This is a genomic window from Streptomyces sp. NPDC057697, assembly GCF_042799335.1.
GTDB lineage: Bacteria > Actinomycetota > Actinomycetes > Streptomycetales > Streptomycetaceae > Streptomyces.
In genome coordinates, this window is the sequence record NZ_JBHVJA010000011.1 from 1 (window position 1) to 19719 (window position 19719).

Annotated in this window: 15 protein-coding genes; 6 read left to right on the forward strand and 9 right to left on the reverse strand. The window is 69.1% G+C overall.

Going from position 1 to position 19719, the window contains the following annotated elements:
• Positions 1-263 precede the first annotated feature (263 nt).
• The 3 genes from ACFVFH_RS25615 to thyX form a co-directional block, all read right to left on the reverse strand.
• Complete coding sequence (locus tag ACFVFH_RS25615) at positions 264-1949, reverse strand: ribonuclease J (protein WP_383772741.1); 1686 nt, start codon at positions 1947-1949, stop codon at positions 264-266.
• Positions 1950-2077: 128 nt separating this feature from the next.
• Positions 2078-2977, reverse strand: coding sequence for a 4-hydroxy-tetrahydrodipicolinate synthase (gene dapA / locus ACFVFH_RS25620; RefSeq protein ID WP_383772743.1), 900 nt, complete (start codon positions 2975-2977; stop codon positions 2078-2080).
• Between the two features lie 152 nt (positions 2978-3129).
• The gene (thyX, locus tag ACFVFH_RS25625; protein ID WP_383772745.1) at positions 3130-3867 is read right to left on the reverse strand and encodes an FAD-dependent thymidylate synthase; all 738 of its coding nucleotides are present in this window, start codon (positions 3865-3867) and stop codon (positions 3130-3132) included.
• A gap of 186 nt (positions 3868-4053) precedes the next feature.
• Here thyX and ACFVFH_RS25630 point away from each other — a divergent pair, with 186 nt between their 5' ends.
• Both ACFVFH_RS25630 and ACFVFH_RS25635 read left to right on the forward strand, forming a co-directional pair.
• On the forward strand, positions 4054-4293 hold the full coding sequence (locus ACFVFH_RS25630; protein WP_383772747.1) for a hypothetical protein: 240 nt from the start codon (positions 4054-4056) through the stop codon (positions 4291-4293).
• 94 nt (positions 4294-4387) lie between these two features.
• The gene (locus tag ACFVFH_RS25635; RefSeq protein WP_383772749.1) at positions 4388-4939 is read left to right on the forward strand and encodes a hypothetical protein; all 552 of its coding nucleotides are present in this window, start codon (positions 4388-4390) and stop codon (positions 4937-4939) included.
• 34 nt (positions 4940-4973) lie between these two features.
• Here the strand turns inward: ACFVFH_RS25635 and ACFVFH_RS25640 are convergent, their stop codons facing one another.
• The 6 genes from ACFVFH_RS25640 to eccD all read right to left on the reverse strand — a co-directional run bounded on the left by ACFVFH_RS25640 (position 4974) and on the right by eccD (position 12183).
• Positions 4974-5432: a hypothetical protein gene (locus tag ACFVFH_RS25640; RefSeq protein ID WP_383772751.1), complete on the reverse strand. Its 459-nt coding sequence runs from the start codon at positions 5430-5432 to the stop codon at positions 4974-4976.
• Positions 5433-5444: 12 nt separating this feature from the next.
• Positions 5445-6197 (reverse strand): 4-hydroxy-tetrahydrodipicolinate reductase, encoded by a 753-nt coding sequence (dapB, locus tag ACFVFH_RS25645; RefSeq protein ID WP_383772753.1) that lies wholly within the window; start codon positions 6195-6197, stop codon positions 5445-5447.
• 24 nt (positions 6198-6221) lie between these two features.
• Positions 6222-7601: a M16 family metallopeptidase gene (locus tag ACFVFH_RS25650; RefSeq protein ID WP_383772755.1), complete on the reverse strand. Its 1380-nt coding sequence runs from the start codon at positions 7599-7601 to the stop codon at positions 6222-6224.
• Entirely contained in the window at positions 7598-9811 is a 2214-nt protein-coding gene (locus ACFVFH_RS25655) for a polyribonucleotide nucleotidyltransferase (protein WP_329813688.1), read from the reverse strand. The genes ACFVFH_RS25650 and ACFVFH_RS25655 overlap by 4 nt, the downstream gene beginning before the upstream one ends.
• Before the next feature lie 334 nt (positions 9812-10145).
• Positions 10146-10436 carry a 30S ribosomal protein S15 gene (gene rpsO, locus ACFVFH_RS25660; protein WP_003965855.1) on the reverse strand — a complete coding sequence of 97 codons (291 nt, stop codon included), beginning with the start codon at positions 10434-10436 and terminating at the stop codon, positions 10146-10148.
• Between the two features lie 238 nt (positions 10437-10674).
• The gene (eccD, locus tag ACFVFH_RS25665; protein ID WP_383772757.1) at positions 10675-12183 is read right to left on the reverse strand and encodes a type VII secretion integral membrane protein EccD; all 1509 of its coding nucleotides are present in this window, start codon (positions 12181-12183) and stop codon (positions 10675-10677) included.
• Positions 12184-12412: 229 nt separating this feature from the next.
• Here eccD and eccCa point away from each other — a divergent pair, with 229 nt between their 5' ends.
• The 4 genes from eccCa to ACFVFH_RS25685 all read left to right on the forward strand — a co-directional run bounded on the left by eccCa (position 12413) and on the right by ACFVFH_RS25685 (position 19684).
• Complete coding sequence (gene eccCa, locus ACFVFH_RS25670; RefSeq protein ID WP_383772759.1) at positions 12413-16387, forward strand: type VII secretion protein EccCa; 3975 nt, start codon at positions 12413-12415, stop codon at positions 16385-16387.
• A gap of 233 nt (positions 16388-16620) precedes the next feature.
• Positions 16621-17067 carry a hypothetical protein gene (locus tag ACFVFH_RS25675; protein WP_383772761.1) on the forward strand — a complete coding sequence of 149 codons (447 nt, stop codon included), beginning with the start codon at positions 16621-16623 and terminating at the stop codon, positions 17065-17067.
• Positions 17067-19139: a hypothetical protein gene (locus ACFVFH_RS25680; RefSeq protein ID WP_383772763.1), complete on the forward strand. Its 2073-nt coding sequence runs from the start codon at positions 17067-17069 to the stop codon at positions 19137-19139. Before ACFVFH_RS25675 ends, ACFVFH_RS25680 begins: the two co-directional genes overlap by 1 nt.
• Positions 19136-19684, forward strand: coding sequence for a hypothetical protein (locus ACFVFH_RS25685; protein ID WP_383772765.1), 549 nt, complete (start codon positions 19136-19138; stop codon positions 19682-19684). The genes ACFVFH_RS25680 and ACFVFH_RS25685 overlap by 4 nt, the downstream gene beginning before the upstream one ends.
• Positions 19685-19719: the final 35 nt, after the last annotated feature.

Consider the following 19719-nt stretch of genomic DNA (forward strand, 5'->3'; position numbering starts at 1 on the left):
TTCCGGCGGTTCCAACCTTACCAGACTCTTTTTCGTTCCGTTTCCGGTCCGAATTTGAATTCCGGTGGCCTTTGGAGTGGCCTTGCCTTTCGGCGGATCCGACTTTATCAGAAGTTCTGAGTCGGAATTCCCGCCCCGCTCGGGAGGCTCGCGGCACACGTGTGTGCTGGGCGCTTCCCGGTCAGGCGGAGCCGTAAACGTACTGGAGCGGAGCGCCCCGATGCAAATCGGGGGCCCCGCTCCGGAGTTCGCGCCTGCCGGGGTCAGACCTCGACGACGACGGGAAGGATCATCGGTCGCCGGCGGTAGGTGTCGGAGACCCACTTGCCCACCGTGCGGCGGACCAGCTGCTGGACCTGGTGAGGCTCCAGCACGCCGTCCTGGGCGGACTTGTTGATCGCTTCCTCGATCTTCGGCACGACGGCGCCGAATGCCGAGTCCTCGATACCGGAGCCACGGGCGTGGATGTCCGGGCCGCCCACGATCTTGCCGCTGGAGCTGTCGACCACGATGAAGACCGAGATGATGCCCTCGTCACCGAGGATGCGGCGGTCCTTGAGCGAGGTCTCGGTGACGTCGCCGACCGAGAGGCCGTCGACGTACACATAGCCCGCCTGGACCTTGCCGACGATCTTGGCCTTGCCGTCGATGAGGTCGACGACCACGCCGTCCTCCGCGATGACGATGTGGTCCTTGGGCACGCCGGTGAGCGCGCCCAGCTCGGCGTTGGCCCGCAGGTGGCGCCATTCGCCGTGGACCGGCATCAGGTTCTTCGGCTTGCAGATGTTGTAGAAGTACAGCAGCTCGCCGGCCGAGGCGTGGCCCGAGACATGGACCTTGGCGTTGCCCTTGTGGACGACGTTGGCGCCCCAGCGGGTCAGACCGTTGATCACGCGGTAGACGGCGTTCTCGTTGCCCGGGATCAGCGACGACGCGAGGATCACCGTGTCGCCCTGGACGATCCGGATCTGGTGGTCGCGGTTGGCCATCCGGGACAGCGCGGCCATCGGCTCGCCCTGGGAACCCGTGCAGACCAGCACGACCTCGTCGTCCGGCAGGTCGTCGAGGGTCTTCACATCGACGACCAGGCCCGCGGGGACCTTCAGATAGCCGAGGTCCCGGGCGATGCCCATGTTGCGGACCATCGAACGGCCGACGAAGGCGACCCTGCGGCCGTACTCGTGCGCCGCGTCCAGGATCTGCTGGATGCGGTGCACGTGGCTGGCGAAGCTCGCCACGATGATGCGCTTCTGGGCATTGGCGAAGACCGTGCGCAGCACGTTGGAGATGTCCCGCTCGGGCGGTACGAAGCCGGGCACCTCCGCGTTCGTCGAGTCGGAGAGGAGAAGGTCGATGCCCTCCTCGCTCAGCCGGGCGAAGGCGTGCAGGTCGGTGAGCCGGCCGTCCAGCGGGAGCTGGTCCATCTTGAAGTCGCCGGTCGCGACGGCCATCCCCGCGGGCGTACGGATGGCGACCGCGAGGGCGTCCGGGATGGAGTGGTTGACCGCGATGAACTCGCAGTCGAACACGCCGATGCGCTCGCGCTGCCCCTCCGCCACTTCGAGGGTGTACGGACGGATGCGGTGCTCCTGGAGCTTCGCCTCGATCAGCGCGAGGGTCAGCTTGGAGCCGATGAGGGGGATGTCCGGCTTCAGGCGCAGCAGATACGGGACACCACCGATGTGGTCCTCGTGGCCGTGCGTGAGGACGATGCCCTCGATGTCGTCGAGACGGTCCCGGATGGTGGTGAAGTCCGGCAGGATCAGGTCGATGCCGGGCTGCTCCTCCTCGGGGAAGAGGACGCCGCAGTCGACGATGAGCAGGCGGCCGCCGTACTCGAAGACCGTCATGTTGCGGCCGATTTCGCCGAGGCCGCCGAGCGGGGTGACGCGGAGGCCGCCCTTCGGGAGCTTCGGCGGGGTGCCGAGTTCGGGATGCGGATGACTCAAAAGACTCTCCTTACCACGCACGCCACGTACCGCTTGGGCACGTGGCGCGCATGTCATTCGTGCACTTGCTGTTGTCTGGATGTCGCTCTCGCGAGTGTTCTTCGCATATTCAGTTGTGAAGTCTGTGGTTACAGCTCTACCCCGCCGGCCGCGAGATCGATCTTGAGCTGCGCCGTTTCCTGTGCCGTGAGTTCCACCAGGGGCAGTCGCAGCGGACCGGCGGGGAGGCCCTGGAGGGCCAGTGCGGCCTTGGTGGTGATCACACCCTGGGTACGGAACATCCCGGTGAAGACCGGCAGGAGCTTCTGGTGGATCTCCGTGGCCTTCTGGACGTCGCCGCCGGTGTACGCCTCGATGAGCGCGCGCAGGTCGGGGGTGACGACATGGCCGACGACGGAGACGAATCCGACGGCGCCGACCGAGAGCAGCGGCAGGTTCAGCATGTCGTCGCCGGAGTACCAGGCGAGGCCGGAGCGGGCGATGGCCCAGCCGGCACGGCCCAGGTCGCCCTTGGCGTCCTTGTTGGCGACGATGCGCGGGTGCTCGGCGAGCCGTACCAGCGTCTCCGTGTCGATCGGCACACCGCTGCGGCCGGGAATGTCGTAGAGCATCACCGGGAGGCCGGTGGCATCGGCGACGGCCGTGAAGTGGCGGAAGAGACCTTCCTGCGGCGGCTTGTTGTAGTACGGCGTCACCGCGAGCAGGCCGTGGGCGCCGGAGCGTTCGGCCGTACGGGCCAGCTCGATGCTGTGGCGGGTGTCGTTGGTGCCGATGCCGGCGACGACATGGGCCCGGTCCCCCACGGCTTCCAGAACCGCCCTGACGAGCTGGTCCTTCTCCGCGTCGCTGGTGGTCGGGGACTCGCCGGTGGTGCCGTTGACGACCAGGCCGTCGTTGCCTGCGTCCACCAGATGGACGGCGAGCCGCTGGGCGCCGTCGAGGTCGAGTGCGCCGTCCGCCGTGAAGGGCGTGACCATAGCGGTGAGGACCCGCCCGAAGGGGGTCTGCGGAGTGGAGATCGGAGCCATGGGTAACACGCTACTCGCTGCTCAGCGCCCAATGCCCCCTCGGGGGGACAAGCGATAGGAGCCCGACACTGCCTGCTCGGGGGTTCAAGCAGTGCCGGGTCCGTTTGATCAGCCTAGATGAACTTCACGAAACGCCGCAATACGGACACCGCTTACGGGGCTACGCGTCCGTTTTTGTTGAAGGCTGCATGGGTGAGCGGCATGAGCCGGGCCCAGTGCTCCTCCATCTGCTGGCCGACCATCTCGATCTCGCGCTGCGGGAAGGACGGCACCTTCGCCAGCTCGTGCTGGGTGCGCAGGCCGAGGAAGTGCATCAGCGACCGGGCGTTGCACGTGGCGTACATCGAGGAGAACAGGCCGACGGGGAGCACGGAGCGGGCGACCTCGCGCGCGACTCCCGCGGCGAGCATCTCCTGGTACGCCTCGTACGCCTGGCGGTAGGAGTCCTCCATGACGCGACCGGTGAGCTCCTGCTGGGCCCGGGTGCCCTCGACGAACTCGTACTTGCCGGGACGGCCCTGCTGCACCAGCTTGCGGGAGGCGTCGGGGACGTAGAAGACCGGCTCCAGCTCCCGGTAGCGGCCCGATTCCTCGTTGTACGACCAGCCGACGCGGTGGCGCATGAACTCCCGGAACACGAAGATCGGGGCGCTGATGAAGAAGGTCATCGAGTTGTGCTCGAACGGGCTGCCGTGGCGGTCGCGCATCAGGTAGTTGATGAGGCCCTTGGAACGCTCGGGGTCCTTGGTGACCTCCTCCAGGGACTGCTCACCGGCCGTGGAGACGCGGGCCGCGAACAGGACGTCGGAGTCGCCCGCGGCGTGTTTGACCAGCTCGACGGTGACATCACTGCGGAAGCTGGGCTTTGCGGGCTCGGGGGTCTCGGTCACCGGCGGGGTCCTTCCAGTTGCGTCGCTCGGGCGGCGCCCACTCTACGGGCCACCACCGACAACCGGGTCCGGAAGGGCCTTCCAGGGATTTCTTCGACGAATTCGGTGATTCGGGGCACCGATCGGGCCCGCCACGCGTCTGACTCAATAGCAGCATCCGTAACAGAGTTCAAGGAGACCTTCCTCATGTTCCGCCGGCGCGAAGCCGTCCCGTTCTCGTTCGTGGCCGAGAGCGACCGATTCCGCAGCAACGTCACCCCGCCCCCGCGGGAGCGCGCGAGCGTCTCCCAGCTGGCCGCGCGCTCCCTCGTCGGACTGACGGTGGTCGCCGGCCTCGTCGGGTCGCTGATCCTCGGCCTGCCCGCGCTCAGCCCCGCCCAGAGCCCCTCGCACACCGAACAGACCGAGGCCACCCCCGGGCACTGACTCGTACGGACCCCCTGGGGTGGTCGGGGCGGTGATCTCCTCGGTAGCCTCACCGGGCACAGCAATCGAGCGTGTTTGTGAGTGAGGATCAGTCGTGCCCCTGCCCTTTCTGACGGCCGACCGCGCGTTTGACGCGAGCGCCGAGGACATCGCGCTGCCGTTCGACGACCACGACAGCTGGCGGCGTCCGTACCGTCCTGGACCCTGGCGGGTCGCGGCCGCGGCCTTCCTGCTGCTGCTCGCGTCCTTCGTCCTGCTCGCGGGGATGGTCATCGCCTTCGCCGGGGCACTGGCCGGCGCAGCGGTGTGCATGGCGCTGGCCCTCGTGGTCATCGCCTGCGCGCTGCGGCTCCTGAGGGTCGGCGCCTGGGTCAGCCGGCACGGCGTGCGCCGGGTCGGCTTCTTCACCACGGTGACCGTGCCGTGGAACCGGGTCACCGCCATCCGTACCGTGCAGCAGCCGGTGAAGTGGCTCGGTTTCCCGCGCACGGTCCAGGGCCAGGCGCTGATCGTGGTGCGCCAGGGGGGCGATGCGCTCGGGCCGCTGCTCACCGACAGCAACGCCGACTTCCTGACGCGGGCCGAGGCCTTCGACCGCGCGGCCGACACGGTGGAGGCGTGGGGGGACGAGTACCGGCAGGCCTGAGCCCCCGGCCCGAAGCCCGGTCCGGCACCCCCGTTCAGGGAGTGCCGGGCCGGGCTTCCTTCATGTGCAGGGCGATGGCCCGCTGCATGGCCTTCCGGGCCCGCGGGGTGTCCCTGGCGTCCTGGTAGGCGACGGCCAGGCGGAACCAGCAGCGCCAGTCGTCCGGGGCGTCCTCGGCCTCCTCGCGGCGGCGGGCGAACACCGCGTCCGCCGAGTCGCGGTCGATGCGGCCGGACGGGGTGCGGACCAGTTCGTCGACCGGCAGGCCGCCCTCCGCGTCGAGCTCCGCCGCCAGCGCGTTCGCCCGCGACACGAACTGGGTGTTCTTCCAGAGGAACCAGATGCCGATCACCGGCAGGATCAGCACCGCGACCCCGAAGGCGACCGTCAGCAGCGTGCCGTGCCGGATGAGCAGTACGCCACGGCTGCCGACCAGGGCGAAGTAGAAGACCAGGACGGCGGCGGTGACGAAGTAAGTGATCTTTGCACGCATGGCAGGGCTCAGTCAGTTCAGGTCGAGGAAGTGTTCCAGGCCGAACGTGAGGCCGGGAGTGGTCACCACACGGCGTGCGCCGAGCAGGATGCCCGGCATGAAGCTGCTGTGGTGCAGGGAGTCGTGGCGGATGGTGAGCGTCTCGCCCTCGGCTCCGAGCAGTACTTCCTGGTGGGCGAGGAGGCCGCGGAGCCGGACCGCGTGGACCGGGACTCCGTCGACGTCCGCGCCGCGGGCACCGTCCAGGGCCGTGGTGGTGGCGTCCGGCTGCGGGGCGCAGCCGGCCTTGCGCCGGGCCTCGGCGATCAGCTGGGCGGTGCGGGTGGCGGTGCCCGAGGGGGCGTCGACCTTGTTGGGGTGGTGCAGTTCGACGACCTCGACGGACTCGAAGTAGCGGGCGGCCTGCTCCGCGAACTTCATGGTGAGGACGGCGCCGATGGAGAAGTTCGGCGCGATGAGCACACCGGTCTCCGGGGAGCCGGAGAGCCAGGTGTTCAGCTGCGCGAGCCGTTCCTCGGACCAGCCCGTCGTACCGACCACGGCGTGGATTCCGTGCCGGACGCAGAAGTCGAGGTTGTCCATCACGGACGCGGGGGTGGTGAGCTCGACGACGACCTGGGCGCCGGACTCCGTGAGGGTCTCCAGCCCGTCGCCGCGCCCCAGCGCGGCGACCAGTTCCATGTCGTCGGCGGCCTCGACGGCTCGTACCGCCTCGGAGCCGATACGGCCCTTGGCGCCGAGAACGGCCACGCGCAGCTTGCTCATTGCTCTGCTTCCTTAACGGTGGAGTTAGGAGACCGCTTCTTCGAGGCGGCCGGCCTGCTTGTCCTTGAGCGGGCCGATGACGGAGAGGGACGGACGGTGTCCGAGGACCTCGGCCGCGACCTCGCGGACGTCGTCGGGCGTGACCCGCGCCATCCGGGCCAGCATGTCGTCGACCGACATCTGGTCGCCCCAGCACAGCTCACTCTTGCCGATGCGGTTCATCAGCGCGCCGGTGTCCTCCAGCCCGAGGACGGTCGAGCCGGAGAGCTGGCCGATGGCGCGGCCGATCTCCTCGTCGCTCAGCCCCTCGGAGGCCACCCGGTCCAGTTCGTCCCGGCAGATCTTGAGGACGTCGTGGACCTGGCTGGGCCGGCAGCCCGCGTACACCCCGAAGAGTCCGCAGTCGGCGAAGCCCGAGGTGTAGGAGTACACGCTGTAGGCGAGGCCGCGCTTCTCCCGTACCTCCTGGAAGAGGCGTGAGCTCATGCCGCCGCCGAGTGCGGTGTTGAGGACGCCCAGCGCCCAGCGGCGGTCGTCGGTGCGGGCCAGGCCGGGGACGCCGAGGACGACGTGGGCCTGCTCGGTCTTGCGGTCGAGCAGTTCCACCCGGCCCGCGGTGCGCAGGGTGCGGTTGCCCTGGCGCGGGGCGACCGGGACGGCGTCGGTGCGGGACAGGGCGCCCGCCCGCTCGAACGCCTTGCGGACCTGGCGTACGACCGTGGCGTGGTCGATGTTGCCCGCGGCGGCGACGACCAGGTGGGTGGGGTCGTAGTGCTTCTTGTAGAAGCGGGCGATCCGGCCGCGGTCGAGCGCGTTGATGGTGTCGACGGTGCCGAGGACCGGCCGGCCGAGCGGGGTGTCGCCGAGCATGGTGTGGGCGAAGAGGTCGTGCACGCAGTCGCCCGGGTCGTCCTCGGTCATCGCGATCTCTTCGAGGATGACCCCGCGCTCGGCGTCGACGTCCTCGGCGGTGATCAGCGAGCCGGTCAGCATGTCGCAGACGACGTCGATGGCCAGCGGCAGGTCGGTGTCGAGAACCCGCGCGTAGTAACAGGTGTACTCCTTCGCCGTGAAGGCGTTCATCTCGCCGCCGACCGCGTCCAGCGCGGCGGAGATGTCGAGGGCGCTGCGCTTGGCGGTGCCCTTGAAGAGGAGGTGTTCGAGGTAGTGCGTCGCGCCGTTCAGCGTGGGGGTCTCGTCGCGTGATCCGACGTTGGCCCAGATGCCGAAGGTGGCGGAGCGGACGGAGGGCAGGGTCTCGGTGACGACCCGGAGGCCGCCGGGCAGGACGGTGCGGCGGACCGTCCCGATGCCGTTGGTGCCCTTGAGAAGCGTTTGGGTACGGGCGACGGCCCGCGCCTCGGAGGAGGCGCGGGCCGTCGTCACGGAACTACGGGACGTCACTTGGCGGCGTCGTCCTTCTTCTCGTCCTCTTCGCCCTCGATGACCGGGATCAGGGAGAGCTTGCCGCGGGAGTCGATCTCGGCGATCTCGACCTGGACCTTGGTGCCGACACCGAGCACGTCCTCGACGTTCTCCACGCGCTTGCCACCGGCGAGCTTGCGGATCTGCGAGATGTGCAGCAGGCCGTCCTTGCCGGGCATGAGGGAGACGAAGGCACCGAAGGTGGTGGTCTTGACGACCGTACCCAGGTAGCGCTCGCCGACCTCCGGCATGGTCGGGTTGGCGATCGAGTTGATCGTGGCGCGGGCGGCCTCGGCGGCCGGTCCGTCGGCGGCACCGATGTAGATGGTGCCGTCGTCCTCGATCGTGATGTCGGCGCCGGTGTCCTCCTGGATCTGGTTGATCATCTTGCCCTTGGGGCCGATGACCTCACCGATCTTGTCCACCGGGATCTTGACGGTGATGATCCGCGGGGCGTTCGGGGACATCTCGTCCGGGACGTCGATGGCCTCGTTCATCACGTCGAGGATGTGGAGGCGGGCGTCGCGGGCCTGCTTCAGCGCGGCGGCCAGGACCGAGGCGGGGATGCCGTCGAGCTTGGTGTCGAGCTGGAGCGCGGTGACGAACTGCTTCGTACCGGCGACCTTGAAGTCCATGTCACCGAAGGCGTCCTCCGCACCGAGGATGTCGGTGAGGGCGACGTAGTGGGTCTTGCCGTCGATCTCCTGGGAGATCAGGCCCATGGCGATACCGGCGACGGCGGCCTTGAGCGGCACACCGGCGTTCAGCAGCGACATGGTGGAGGCGCAGACCGAGCCCATGGACGTCGAGCCGTTGGAGCCCAGCGCCTCGGAGACCTGGCGGATCGCGTAGGGGAACTCCTCGCGCGTCGGCAGCACCGGCACGATGGCGCGCTCGGCGAGCGCGCCGTGGCCGATCTCGCGGCGCTTGGGCGAGCCCACGCGGCCGGTCTCACCGACGGAGTACGGCGGGAAGTTGTAGTTGTGCATGTAGCGCTTGCGGGTCACCGGGGAGAGGGTGTCCAGCTGCTGCTCCATGCGGAGCATGTTGAGGGTGGTGACGCCCAGGATCTGGGTCTCGCCACGCTCGAAGAGCGCCGAGCCGTGCACCCGCGGGATGGCCTCGACCTCGGCGGCGAGCGTACGGATGTCCGTCACGCCGCGGCCGTCGATGCGGACCTTGTCCTTGATGACGCGCTCGCGGACCAGCTTCTTGGTCAGCGCGCGGTACGCGGCGGAGATCTCCTTCTCGCGGCCCTCGAAGGCCGGGAGGAGCTTCTCGGCGGCGATCTCCTTGACGCGGTCCAGCTCGGCCTCGCGGTCCTGCTTGCCCGCGATGGTGAGCGCCTGGGCCAGCTCGGACGTCACGGCGGCGGCGAGCGCCTCGAAGACGTCGTCCTGGTAGTCCAGGAAGACCGGGAAGTCGCCGGTGGGCTTGGCGGCCTTGGCGGCGAGGTCCGACTGGGCCTTGCAGAGGACCTTGATGAAGGGCTTCGCGGCTTCCAGACCGGCGGCGACGACCTCCTCGGTCGGGGCCTCGGCGCCGTCCTTGACGAGCTGGATGGTCTTCTCGGTGGCCTCGGCCTCGACCATCATGATCGCGACATCGCCGTCCTCCAGGACGCGACCGGCGACGACCATGTCGAAGACGGCGTCCTCAAGCTCGGTGTGCGTCGGGAAGGCGACCCACTGGCCCTTGATCAGGGCGACACGGGTGCCGCCGACCGGGCCGGAGAAGGGCAGGCCGGCCAGCTGCGTGGAGCAGGAGGCGGCGTTGATCGCGACCACGTCGTACAGGTGGTCGGGGTTGAGCGCCATGATCGTCTCGACGATCTGGATCTCGTTGCGCAGGCCCTTCTTGAAGGAGGGGCGCAGCGGGCGGTCGATCAGGCGGCAGGTGAGGATCGCGTCCTCGGAGGGCCGGCCCTCGCGACGGAAGAAGGAGCCGGGGATCTTGCCGGCGGCGTACTGCCGCTCCTCGACGTCCACCGTGAGGGGGAAGAAGTCGAGCTGGTCCTTGGGCTTCTTGGAAGCTGTGGTGGCCGACAGCACCATGGTGTCGTCGTCCAGGTACGCGACGGCGGAGCCGGCGGCCTGCTTGGCCAGGCGGCCCGTCTCGAAGCGGATGGTGCGGGTGCCGAAGGTTCCGTTGTCGATAACGGCCTCGGCGTAGTGGGTCTCGTTCTCCACTAGCGTTTTCTCCGATACATAGCGTCTTCGCGCCCCCGCGCCCGTGTGGCGGGGGACGGTAGCGGAGAAGCCCTCCGTCGGCGGGCCGGTCTTCGATCGAAGCACCCGGGTCGATGAGTCCGGGGGCCACTACCGAGGACCGGCGGCGGGGAGGTCTGCTTCTCGCTCGTCTGTCGGTCGTTCTCCGACCAGGTTACTGAGATTCGGTTGTGCTCGGCATTCCGGCCGTGCGGGCGAGCCCGTCACGTGCCGTGCGCGCGCGTGTACGCACCATCGTACGTACGGCAAAGGGAGCGGCCCCCTCAGTCGTGGGAACCGCTCCCTTCACGGCGAACTACTTGGCGCCGCCGGCCGCACCGCGGCGGATGCCGAGGCGGTCGACCAGGGCACGGAAGCGCTGGATGTCCTTCTTGGCCAGGTACTGAAGGAGGCGGCGACGCTGGCCGACCAGGATCAGCAGACCACGACGGGAGTGGTGGTCGTGCTTGTGCGTCTTGAGGTGCTCCGTCAGGTCCGAGATCCGGCGGGAGAGCATCGCGACCTGGACCTCGGGAGATCCGGTGTCACCCTCCTTCTGGGCGAACTCGGACATGATCTGCTTCTTCGTAGCGGCGTCGAGCGGCACGCGTACTCCTCTTTGATGTTCGATGCGCCCACGAGTGCCCCTGGTCTTGATCGCAGGGGAGCTTCCATGACTCGGAGGCGAAGGTCCGATGAGCGCAGCTCCCAGCATGATCCGGAAGGGCGTACACAAACGGCCGTCACACAGCGTACCAGTACGGCTGAGCCGGTTCGGCCGGGGCCGACGCCCCGGGCGCGGGGGGGGCGCGGCCCCGTCCCCGTGCCGGGCCGTGGTGCCCGGGTCAGCTGGTGAGCGCGCGGATCGAGTGGTAGAGGTCGAAGACGGCGAGGCACAGCGGGATCAGGGTGAGGAGGACACACGCTTCGGCGATCTCCAGGAAGCGTCCCCAGAACGGGGTGACCCCCTTGCGCGGGACGATCAGCCCGACGGCGGTGACCAGGGCGGCGGCGGCCGCGACGGCCGCGGCGAGCCAGATCGTACGGATGTCCAGCGCCGTGCTGTCCCCCGCGAGGGCCTCGCGCACCAGGTCGGCCGGGGGGTTGAGGGAGAGGCCGAGGCCCAGCAGCACGAGTGCGCCCAGGCCCGCCGCCAGCACGCAGCCGACCTGGGCGGTGTAGCGGAACAGCTGGGACCGCATCACCATGGCGGTCCCGGTGGCGAGCGCCAGCAGCTGGGCCCGGACGTCGTCCGAGAAGCCCAGGACCGCGGCGGCGCCCACGGTCACCAGCGCGCAGCCGCCGACCAGGCCGAGGAGCAGTTCGTGGCCGCGCCGTGCCTGGGCGGCGATGCGGTCGGCGTCGACCGGGCCCTGCGGCGCGGGTTCGGACGTCCCGTAGTCACCGGCGGTGGTGCGGGGCGGCTCGAAGCCGATGGGAAGACGGGCGAAGCGGGCGGAGAGGCCGGGCAGGAAGGCGAGGGTGCCCACGGATAGCGGGGCGCACACCGCGGCGGTCTCGACGGGCGCCATGCCGGTCATGATCGCGACGAAGGTCACCAGCAGGCCGATGGCTGCCGCGAACACGAAGGCGACGAAGACGCCGTCCCCGCCCGGGGCGGCGATCATGAGGACCACCGCGGCCACCAGCACGGCGGCGCAGGCGAGCAGGAACTGGAGCCGGCCGATGCCCTGGCCCTCGCCGAGCGACAGCAGCCCCGCCCCGGAGACCGCGGCGTTCGCGAGCGCACCGATGCCCAGGGCCGTGGCCGAGCCCCGGTCGTCGTACACCCGTGCGCGCACGCAGGCGAGCGCCAGGGCGAGTACGGCGACGATCGCGGCGAGGACGCCCGGCAGCCCGTGCATGTCGTGCCGGGGCCCGGAGTTCCACAGCACGAAGCCGAGCAGGACCAGCAGGAGCGATCCGGCGAAGAGCCCGGCTCCGCGCATGAGGCCGTCGTCCCAGAGGCTGCGGTCCCTGGCGACGGCGGAGGCGACCGCGTCGGAGACGTCGTCGAAGACGGCGGGCGGCAGGGACTCGGCGAAGGGGCGCAGGGACAGCAGCTCGCCGTCGAGGATGCGCTGGCCGGCCAGGGTGCGCCCGCTGTCGAGGACGGTGCCGTCGCGGCGCACCAGGTGGTAGCCGACCGGGGCGCCCTGGGCGGGGTTCTGTCCCGACAGCCGGAGGATCTCGGGGTACAGGTCGGCGACGGGGATGTCCTCGGGCAGGGCCACGTCGACGCGGCTGTCGGGCGCGACGACAGTGACCCGGCAGAACCCGGTCCCGTCGCCGGCCGGAACTCCGGTTCCCTGGCCGCCCTGTCCGGTGGCCACCGCTCGGGCCGTCGTAGTCACCCGCTGCTCCCCCTCGTCGTCCGCGTGGAACGGGCTCCGGGGTCGCGGTCCGCGCTCGTACCCCGAATGACCGTTTCCTTGCGGTAGTTAGCAAATGCTTACACGCGTCGCGACACCCTACCGCTCCCGGTGTCCCGCCGGACGCCAGTAGGATCCTCCCGCGGATGGAACCCGTCGCCACGGGGGCGCCGATACGAACAGTTCTGTCCGGCAAGGGAATTGGTGAGCCGTGAGCCAGATCGTCGTCAAGCGCCCACCACGGGCCCTGCCCTCCGAAGTGCCGAACGATCAGGTGCAGTTGCAACCGCCGCCCGAACTTCCTCGCGGTCAGCAGGAGGGGGTGATGATGCAGTTGCTGCCGATGCTCGGCATGGGCGGTTCCGTCGTCTTCTTCTTCATGACGCCGAACCCGATCATGCGGATCATGGGCATCATCATGGTCGCGTCGACGGTCGCCATGGCCGTCGCGATGATGGTCCGCTTCCGGCGGGGCACCCAGGGGCAGCTCGCGGACATGCGGCGCGACTATCTCAAGTACCTGACGCAGACCAGGCGCGCCGTGCTGAGGACGGCCCGCAAACAGCGTGACGCGCAGTTCTATCTCCATCCGTCCCCGGACCAGTTGTGGGCGCTCGTCGCCGAGGGGAGCCGGGTCTGGGAGCGCCGGGTCGGTGACGCCGACTTCGCGCAGGTGCGCATCGGTCTGGGCAGCCAGGAGCTCGCCACCCCGCTCGTCGCGCCGCAGACGGCGCCGGTCGACGAGCTGGAGCCGCTGACGGCGGGGGCGATGCAGCAGTTCCTGACGACCCACGGCACCCTGGACGGCCTGCCCATGGCGGTGTCGCTGCGCGCCTTCTACCACCTGACGGTCAGTGGGGACGCGGAGTCCGTACGGTCCGCGGCCCGTGCGATGGTCGGCTCGCTGGCGTCGCTGCACTCCCCCGAGGACCTGGTCGTCGCCATCGCGACGGACCGGGAGGCGGCCCCGCTCTGGGAGTGGGCGAAGTGGCTTCCGCACGTCCGGGTCCCGGGGTCCGTCGACGGCGCGGGCGTCCGCCGTCTGATCACCACGAGCGTCGGTGAGCTGGAGGAGCTGCTCGCGGGCCGGCTCGACGGGCGGCCGCGTTTCCAGCCCGACGGCCAGCCGCTGATGGACCAGCCGCATGTGGTCGTCGTGCTCGACGGCCGTTCCGTGTCGCCGGTCTCGGTGCTCGCCACGGCCGAGGGCCTCCAGGGCGTGACCGTGGTCGAGGTCGTACCGGGCGAGGTCATGGAGGCACGCGGCGGCCTGTCCGTCGTGGTGCACCCGCACGCCCTGCGGCTGGAGTCCGGGCACGGTCTGGTCTACGACGGGCTGCCCGACCTGCTCGGCCCGGAGGCCGCCGAGGCGCTGGCCCGGCAGCTGGCGCCGCTGCACATGTCCTCGGGCGGGGACGACGAGGAGCCGCTGCTCGCCAACCTCGAATTCACCGAGCTGCTGAACCTCGGTGACGCGGCCTCGATCGATGTCGGCAGGACCTGGCGGGCCCGCTCCCGGTCGGAGCGGCTGCGCGTCCCGATCGGCGTCGGCGAGGACGGCGCGCCCGTGATGCTGGACCTCAAGGAGGCGGCGCAGGAAGGGATGGGTCCGCACGGGCTCTGCGTCGGCGCCACCGGCTCCGGCAAGTCCGAGCTGCTGCGTACGCTCGTCCTCGGCCTCGCCGTCACCCACACCTCGGAGACGCTCAACTTCGTCCTCGCGGACTTCAAGGGCGGTGCCACCTTCGCCGGGATGGCGCAGATGCCCCACGTCGCGGCGGTGATCACCAACCTCGCGGACGATCTGACGCTGGTCGACCGGATGGGCGACTCCATCAGCGGTGAGCTCAACCGCCGCCAGGAGATGCTGCGCGATGCCGGCAACTACGCCAACATCCACGACTACGAGAAGGCGCGCGCCGCGGGTGCTCCGTTGCAGCCCATCCCCTCGCTCGTCCTGGTCATCGACGAGTTCAGCGAACTGCTGACCGCCAAGCCCGACTTCATCGAGATGTTCGTGCAGATCGGACGCATCGGGCGTTCGCTGGGCGTCCATCTGCTGCTGGCCTCGCAGCGCCTCGAAGAGGGGCGGCTGCGCGGTCTGGAGACCTATCTGTCGTACCGGGTCGGCCTGCGCACCTTCTCGGCGGGCGAGTCCCGGGCCGCGCTGGGCGTGCCGGACGCCTACCACCTGCCCAACGTCCCCGGTTCCGGCTATCTGAAGCACGGCACGGACGAGATGGTGCGCTTCAAGGCCGCGTACGTCTCCGGGGTGTACCGCTCGGGCGGCCGTCCGGCCGTGTCCTCCGGCCCGCTGCCGGTGGACCGCAGGCCGGTGCTGTTCACGGCGGCCCCGGTGCCGGTGCGGTACGTGGAGCCGGGTGCGCCGGCCGGGGCCGCGGTGCCGGACGCGCGTACGGCCGAGGACGACGCGCTGGCGGACACGGTGCTCGACGTGATCGTGCGCAGGCTGGAGGGCCGGGGGGCCTCCGCGCACCAGGTGTGGCTTCCGCCGCTGGACAATCCGCCGTCGCTGGACGGGCTCCTGCCGGGGCTCTGCGCGGTCGAGGGCCGGGGGCTGACGCAGCCGGGGTTCGAGGGTTCGGGCCGTCTCGTCGTACCGCTCGGGGTGGTCGACAAGCCGTACGAGCAGCGGCGCGACACGCTCTACCGGGACTTCTCCGGTGCCGCGGGCCACATGCAGATCACCGGTGGTCCGCAGTCCGGCAAGTCCACGCTGTTGCGCACGCTCGTCGCGGGCTTCGCGCTGACCCACACGCCCCAGGAGGTCCAGTTCTACGGACTCGACTTCGGTGGCGGCGGCATGGCGTCCATCGCCGGTCTGCCGCACGTCGGCGGTGTCGCCTCGCGGCTCGACCCGGAACGGGTGCGGCGGACGGTGGCCGAGGTGTACGGGATCATGGCGCGGCGCGAGGAGTACTTCCGCAGTGCGGGCATCGACTCCATCGCCACCTTCCGCAGGCTGCGGGCGCGCGGCGACATCTCGGCGACGGACCAGCCGTGGGGCGACGTCTTCCTGCTCATCGACGGGTGGGGCAGTTTCCGTACGGATTACGAGGGGCTGGAGGCGGCGGCCGTGGACATCGCGGCGCGCGGCCTCGGCTACGGCATCCACCTGGTCGTCACCGCGTCACGCTCCATGGAGGTCCGGGCCAACCTCAAGGACCACCTGATGAACCGGCTCGAACTGCGGCTCGGCGACGTCATGGACTCCGAGCTGGACCGCAAGGCCGCGGTCAACGTGCCGCCCGGCGTGCCCGGCCGCGGCCTCACGCCGGAGAAGCTGCACTTCATGGCGGCGGTGCCGCGGATCGACGGCATCAACTCCGACAGCGATCTCTCCGAGGCGACCGCGGCCATGAACCAGGAGGTCGCCCGCCACTGGACCGCGGCCCGCGCGCCGGAGGTCCGGCTGCTGCCGCGCGAACTCCCGGCGCGCGAACTGCCCGCGGGCGACGCGCACCCGGAGCGCGGCATCGCGTTCGGCATCGACGAGAACAACCTGGAGCCGGTCTACCTCGACTTCGAGCGGGACCCGTTCTTCCTGGTGTTCGGCGAGAGCGAGTCCGGCAAGTCCAATCTGCTGCGGCTGCTCATCAAGCAGTTGACCGAGCGCTACGACGGGAGCACCTGCAAGTTCTTCGTCATCGACAACCGTCGGGCGCTCCTCGACGTCACCCCGGCCTCGCACCTGGCGGAGTACGTGCCCATGTCCAACAACATGGAGCACCACGTCGACGCGCTGTACGACCTGATGAACCGCCGCACGCCGTCACCCGATGTCACGGCCCGGCAACTCCGCGAGCGCAACTGGTGGAGCGGCCCGACGGTGTACGTGGTCGTCGACGACTACGACCTGGTCTCCACCTCCAGCGGGAACCCCCTGTCCAAGCTCACGGAGATGCTGCCCTTCTCGCGTGACGTCGGTGTCCGGTTCATCATCACCCGCAGCACGGCCGGCGCCGGACGGGCCCTGTACGAACCGTTCATGCAGCGGATCACGGAGCTGGGCGCCCAGGGCCTGATGCTCTCGGGCGACCCCGTCGAGGGCGATGTCCTCGGCAACGTCCGCCCGCGCCCGATGCCTCCGGGGCGCGGGGTCTTCGTCACGCGGCGACGGGGGAATCCGCTGGTGCAGTCGGGGCTGGTGGAGGGGCGGGGGTAGGGGCAGGACCGCCTACGAGGCGCGGCACCGGCCCGTGTGGCTGTTTCCGCCCGCCTCGTACGCCGCGCCCTCTCCCCATCGGGAACCGAACTGGCGCGGTATGAAGATCGATTGGCCGTGAGCCCGAGGCTAAACTCCGGTCAGGTTCGATTGTCAGATCGATTTTTCGAGAGAGGGATCGAAGTCTTCTCATCCAGCTCGGCAGAACAGCCTGCTCGGGGGAAAGGGGTCTGATGGCCTGGGACGAGTGGGAGCAGCTCAAGACGGCGGCTGTCGAGAATCGCTCTGCGGCGATGCAGCTGAACCGTGTACCGGACGAGAGCGGTACGCCCGCTCCCGGAGGTGACCTGAAGGTCAATCAGCAGGATCTCGCGGCCGTCGGTGACGCCGCGTTCAAGCTCTTCGACAATCTGGGCAGAAGCGGCCGCGACGCCTGGTCCATCAGCCAGACGGCCGCGAAGGACCTGAGCACCCAGGGCTTCGCGCTGGGCGGTGCGCTCGACCATGTGCAGGAGCGCTGGGAGAAGCAGCTCAAGACCCTGCTGGATGCCTGCGCACACATTTCCAATCACATGGATTTCACCAAGGGCGCTCACGCCGGTGACGAGTACTACATCCAGGGCATCGTGAGCAGCATATCGACGCTGGACGACGGATTCACGGAGAGGACGCAGCGCTGATGGACTTCGAGACGCTGCGCCAGGGCGACTTCAGCCGGCTCGGCCAGGCCATCACCGCCTGGAATGGAGTGGTGGAGAAACTCGCCACGCTGGAAACGGACGCGCGGGACGACCTGAAGGCGAAGGCGGACAAGGCCGACTGGGCCGGAGTGAATGCCACGGTCTCCCGTGAATTCATCACCAAGACGGCGGGGGAATTCTCCGACGCCCACACCCAGGCGAAGACCATCCACGACATCCTCAGCGACACCCGCGACGAACTGGTGGACTACAAGGAGCAGTTGGATCAGGCCCTGGAGCGGGGCCGCAAGCGGAACCTCACGGTGACCCGGACCGGCGGCGGCTTCGCGGTGACGATGATCATCCACCCGGACCGCGCCGCCAAGGGCCACGAGGTGCCGGACCACTCTCCTCAGGACGCGGAGCACCTGCGGGACGATGTGCAGCGCATCCTGAACCGGGCCACGGAGAGCGACACGACGGCCGCGACCGTCCTTCGCGCCATCGTCGACCAGGCCGAGGTCGGCTTCTCCGGTGCCTCGTACAACGACCGCGACACCGCGATCGACGCTCTGCGCAAGGCCGAGGAAGCGGCCGAGCTGATCAAGAAGAAGAGTGACGAGATGTCGCCCGAGGAGTTCCAGAAGCTGAACGGTCTGCTCAGCTCGTTCAAGAACGATCCGTTGTTCCAGGAGAAGTTCGCCACGCAGCTGGGCCCGAAGGCGACACTGGAGTTCTGGGCGGACGTCTCCAGCCCGGACAGCCCGAATGGGCTGGCCCGTACGCAGCTAGACCACCTCGGGGAGTTCCAGAAGAACCTGGGAGACGTCCTGGGCGGTGCCACCCAGTCCGACAGCCCCGCCATGCGGCGCTGGGAGGACAACATGCTGAAGCTCGCGGGCGAGCAGTACCCCACCCGCCAGGGCAACGTCTGGGGCTACCAGATCATGAGCAACCTCATGCGCACGGGCGACTACGACGATCAGTTCCTCAACAAGTACGGCAACGAACTGGTCGCCAAGGAGAAGGAGATGAGGCTTCCGGACCATCTCTGGAACCAGCAGGCGAAGCTGAACTTCATCGGTGACGAGGAGTTCGGCCGCGACCCGATGACGGGCTTCCTCACGGCACTCACCAACAGCCCGGATGCCTCGACCGACTTCTTCAACGCGAAGGAGCCGCAGGACAATGCGCAGTGGGTACTGAAGGACCGGCCGTACTTCGACGACACCCCGCTGAGCGACGGCCCGAACCCGGCCAAGGACGCGGCGGGCAAGGCCATGTTCGCGGCGGTGTCGGGCGTCAGCGACCCCGAGGCGCCCGGGACGAAGTACGAGGAACACACACCGGAGCAGAGGGAGGCCATGAAGCGCTCCCTGGGCATCCTGGCGAGCACCGGCAACGACTTCCCACCGGAGATGCGTGACAGCATGGCGTACGCCCTGGGCAACCATGGCGACCGGGTGCACGAGGCGATGAGCAGTCCACTCGTCGAGCGCGAGCTGGACGCAGGGCAATTGATGGAAGTCAGCAAGCAGATCTCGCGCAACAGGGACGACTACCAGACCCTCACCCAGGTCATGCACCAGCCGATCGTGGCCGACATCCTCACCGAGCATGCCCACCCCGAGGACAGCCTCGACCGCGCCGGCCGAACGATCGGATTCCTGGAGGAAGCCCGCTACCAGGCGACCAACACCGACAAGGGCGAAGCCCTCGCCGACGCCTCGTGGGACAAGACATGGAGGTATCACATCGTGGGTGGCCTCCTCACACCGTGGCATCCGGTCGGCGACGCGGTACAGCGCGGCGTGGACGTGATCACCGCGAAGATGCTTGAGGACGAACAGAACAGGATCAACGCACAGGCCACCTCCGATCACACCCGGACGTACGAGAACCGCAGCAGGGAACTCCAGTCGCTCGCGGACCTCTGGTACCGGGAGAACAAGGACTGGGCGGAGGATCCGACGCACGAGGGCTTCTCGAACGGACACGGCGTCTACAAGCAGATCGAGGAATCGTCCAACGACGGCAACAAGAAGGCCGAGGGAGTGGCGGGCATCCAATGACGAAGGTACTGCGACGCGCGACGGTCTCCGCCCTCACGGCCTGCCTCGCGCTGGCCCTCGCCTCGTGCGGCAGCGGCCGCGCGTACACCGTTCCGAAGGAGGCGTGCGGGATACCTCTGAACAAGGAGGTGCTCGACCCGTTCCTCATGGATGGCGAGAAATTCGACGCCAAGGGCGGTTCCGTGATCGAGACCGGCACGAACACCCAGGGCGCGTGCACGATCAGAGTGGACGGCAAACTGGTGGTCCACCTCCGGGTCGAAAAGGTGGACAAGATCTACGATCCGATGGACCCGTCGGAGGAGTTCCGGTTCACCAACCGGGAGAAGATGAAGAACCTGCCCTTCGCCGGACTGGGCGCGCTGGGCGATGCCGTCTCCATGGTCAGCACCGACTGCGCCGGCCCCGAGGCCGACCACCTCATCGCGTACGTCAGCGTCGACAGCCAGGCAGACGGTGACATCGCCGAGCGCCGCAAGCACCTCCAGGCCTTCACCTTCGACTTCGTACCAAAGGTGAAGAAGGCTCTTCGCTGCACGGCCTGAACCCTGCCCGCGGCCCGCTCTTCCGAGATCATCGT

Excerpts from the sequence above, each read along its gene's own strand:
- dapA (WP_383772743.1), bottom strand. The coding sequence starts at position 2,977 with ATGGCTCCGATCTCCACTCCGCAGACCCCCTTCGGGCGGGTCCTCACC.
- ACFVFH_RS25630 (WP_383772747.1), top strand. The coding sequence starts at position 4,054 with ATGTTCCGCCGGCGCGAAGCCGTCCCGTTCTCGTTCGTGGCCGAGAGC.
- ACFVFH_RS25640 (WP_383772751.1), bottom strand. The coding sequence starts at position 5,432 with ATGCGTGCAAAGATCACTTACTTCGTCACCGCCGCCGTCCTGGTCTTC.
- dapB (WP_383772753.1), bottom strand. The coding sequence starts at position 6,197 with ATGAGCAAGCTGCGCGTGGCCGTTCTCGGCGCCAAGGGCCGTATCGGC.
- ACFVFH_RS25675 (WP_383772761.1), top strand. The coding sequence starts at position 16,621 with ATGGCCTGGGACGAGTGGGAGCAGCTCAAGACGGCGGCTGTCGAGAAT.
- ACFVFH_RS25680 (WP_383772763.1), top strand. The coding sequence starts at position 17,067 with ATGGACTTCGAGACGCTGCGCCAGGGCGACTTCAGCCGGCTCGGCCAG.
- ACFVFH_RS25685 (WP_383772765.1), top strand. The coding sequence starts at position 19,136 with ATGACGAAGGTACTGCGACGCGCGACGGTCTCCGCCCTCACGGCCTGC.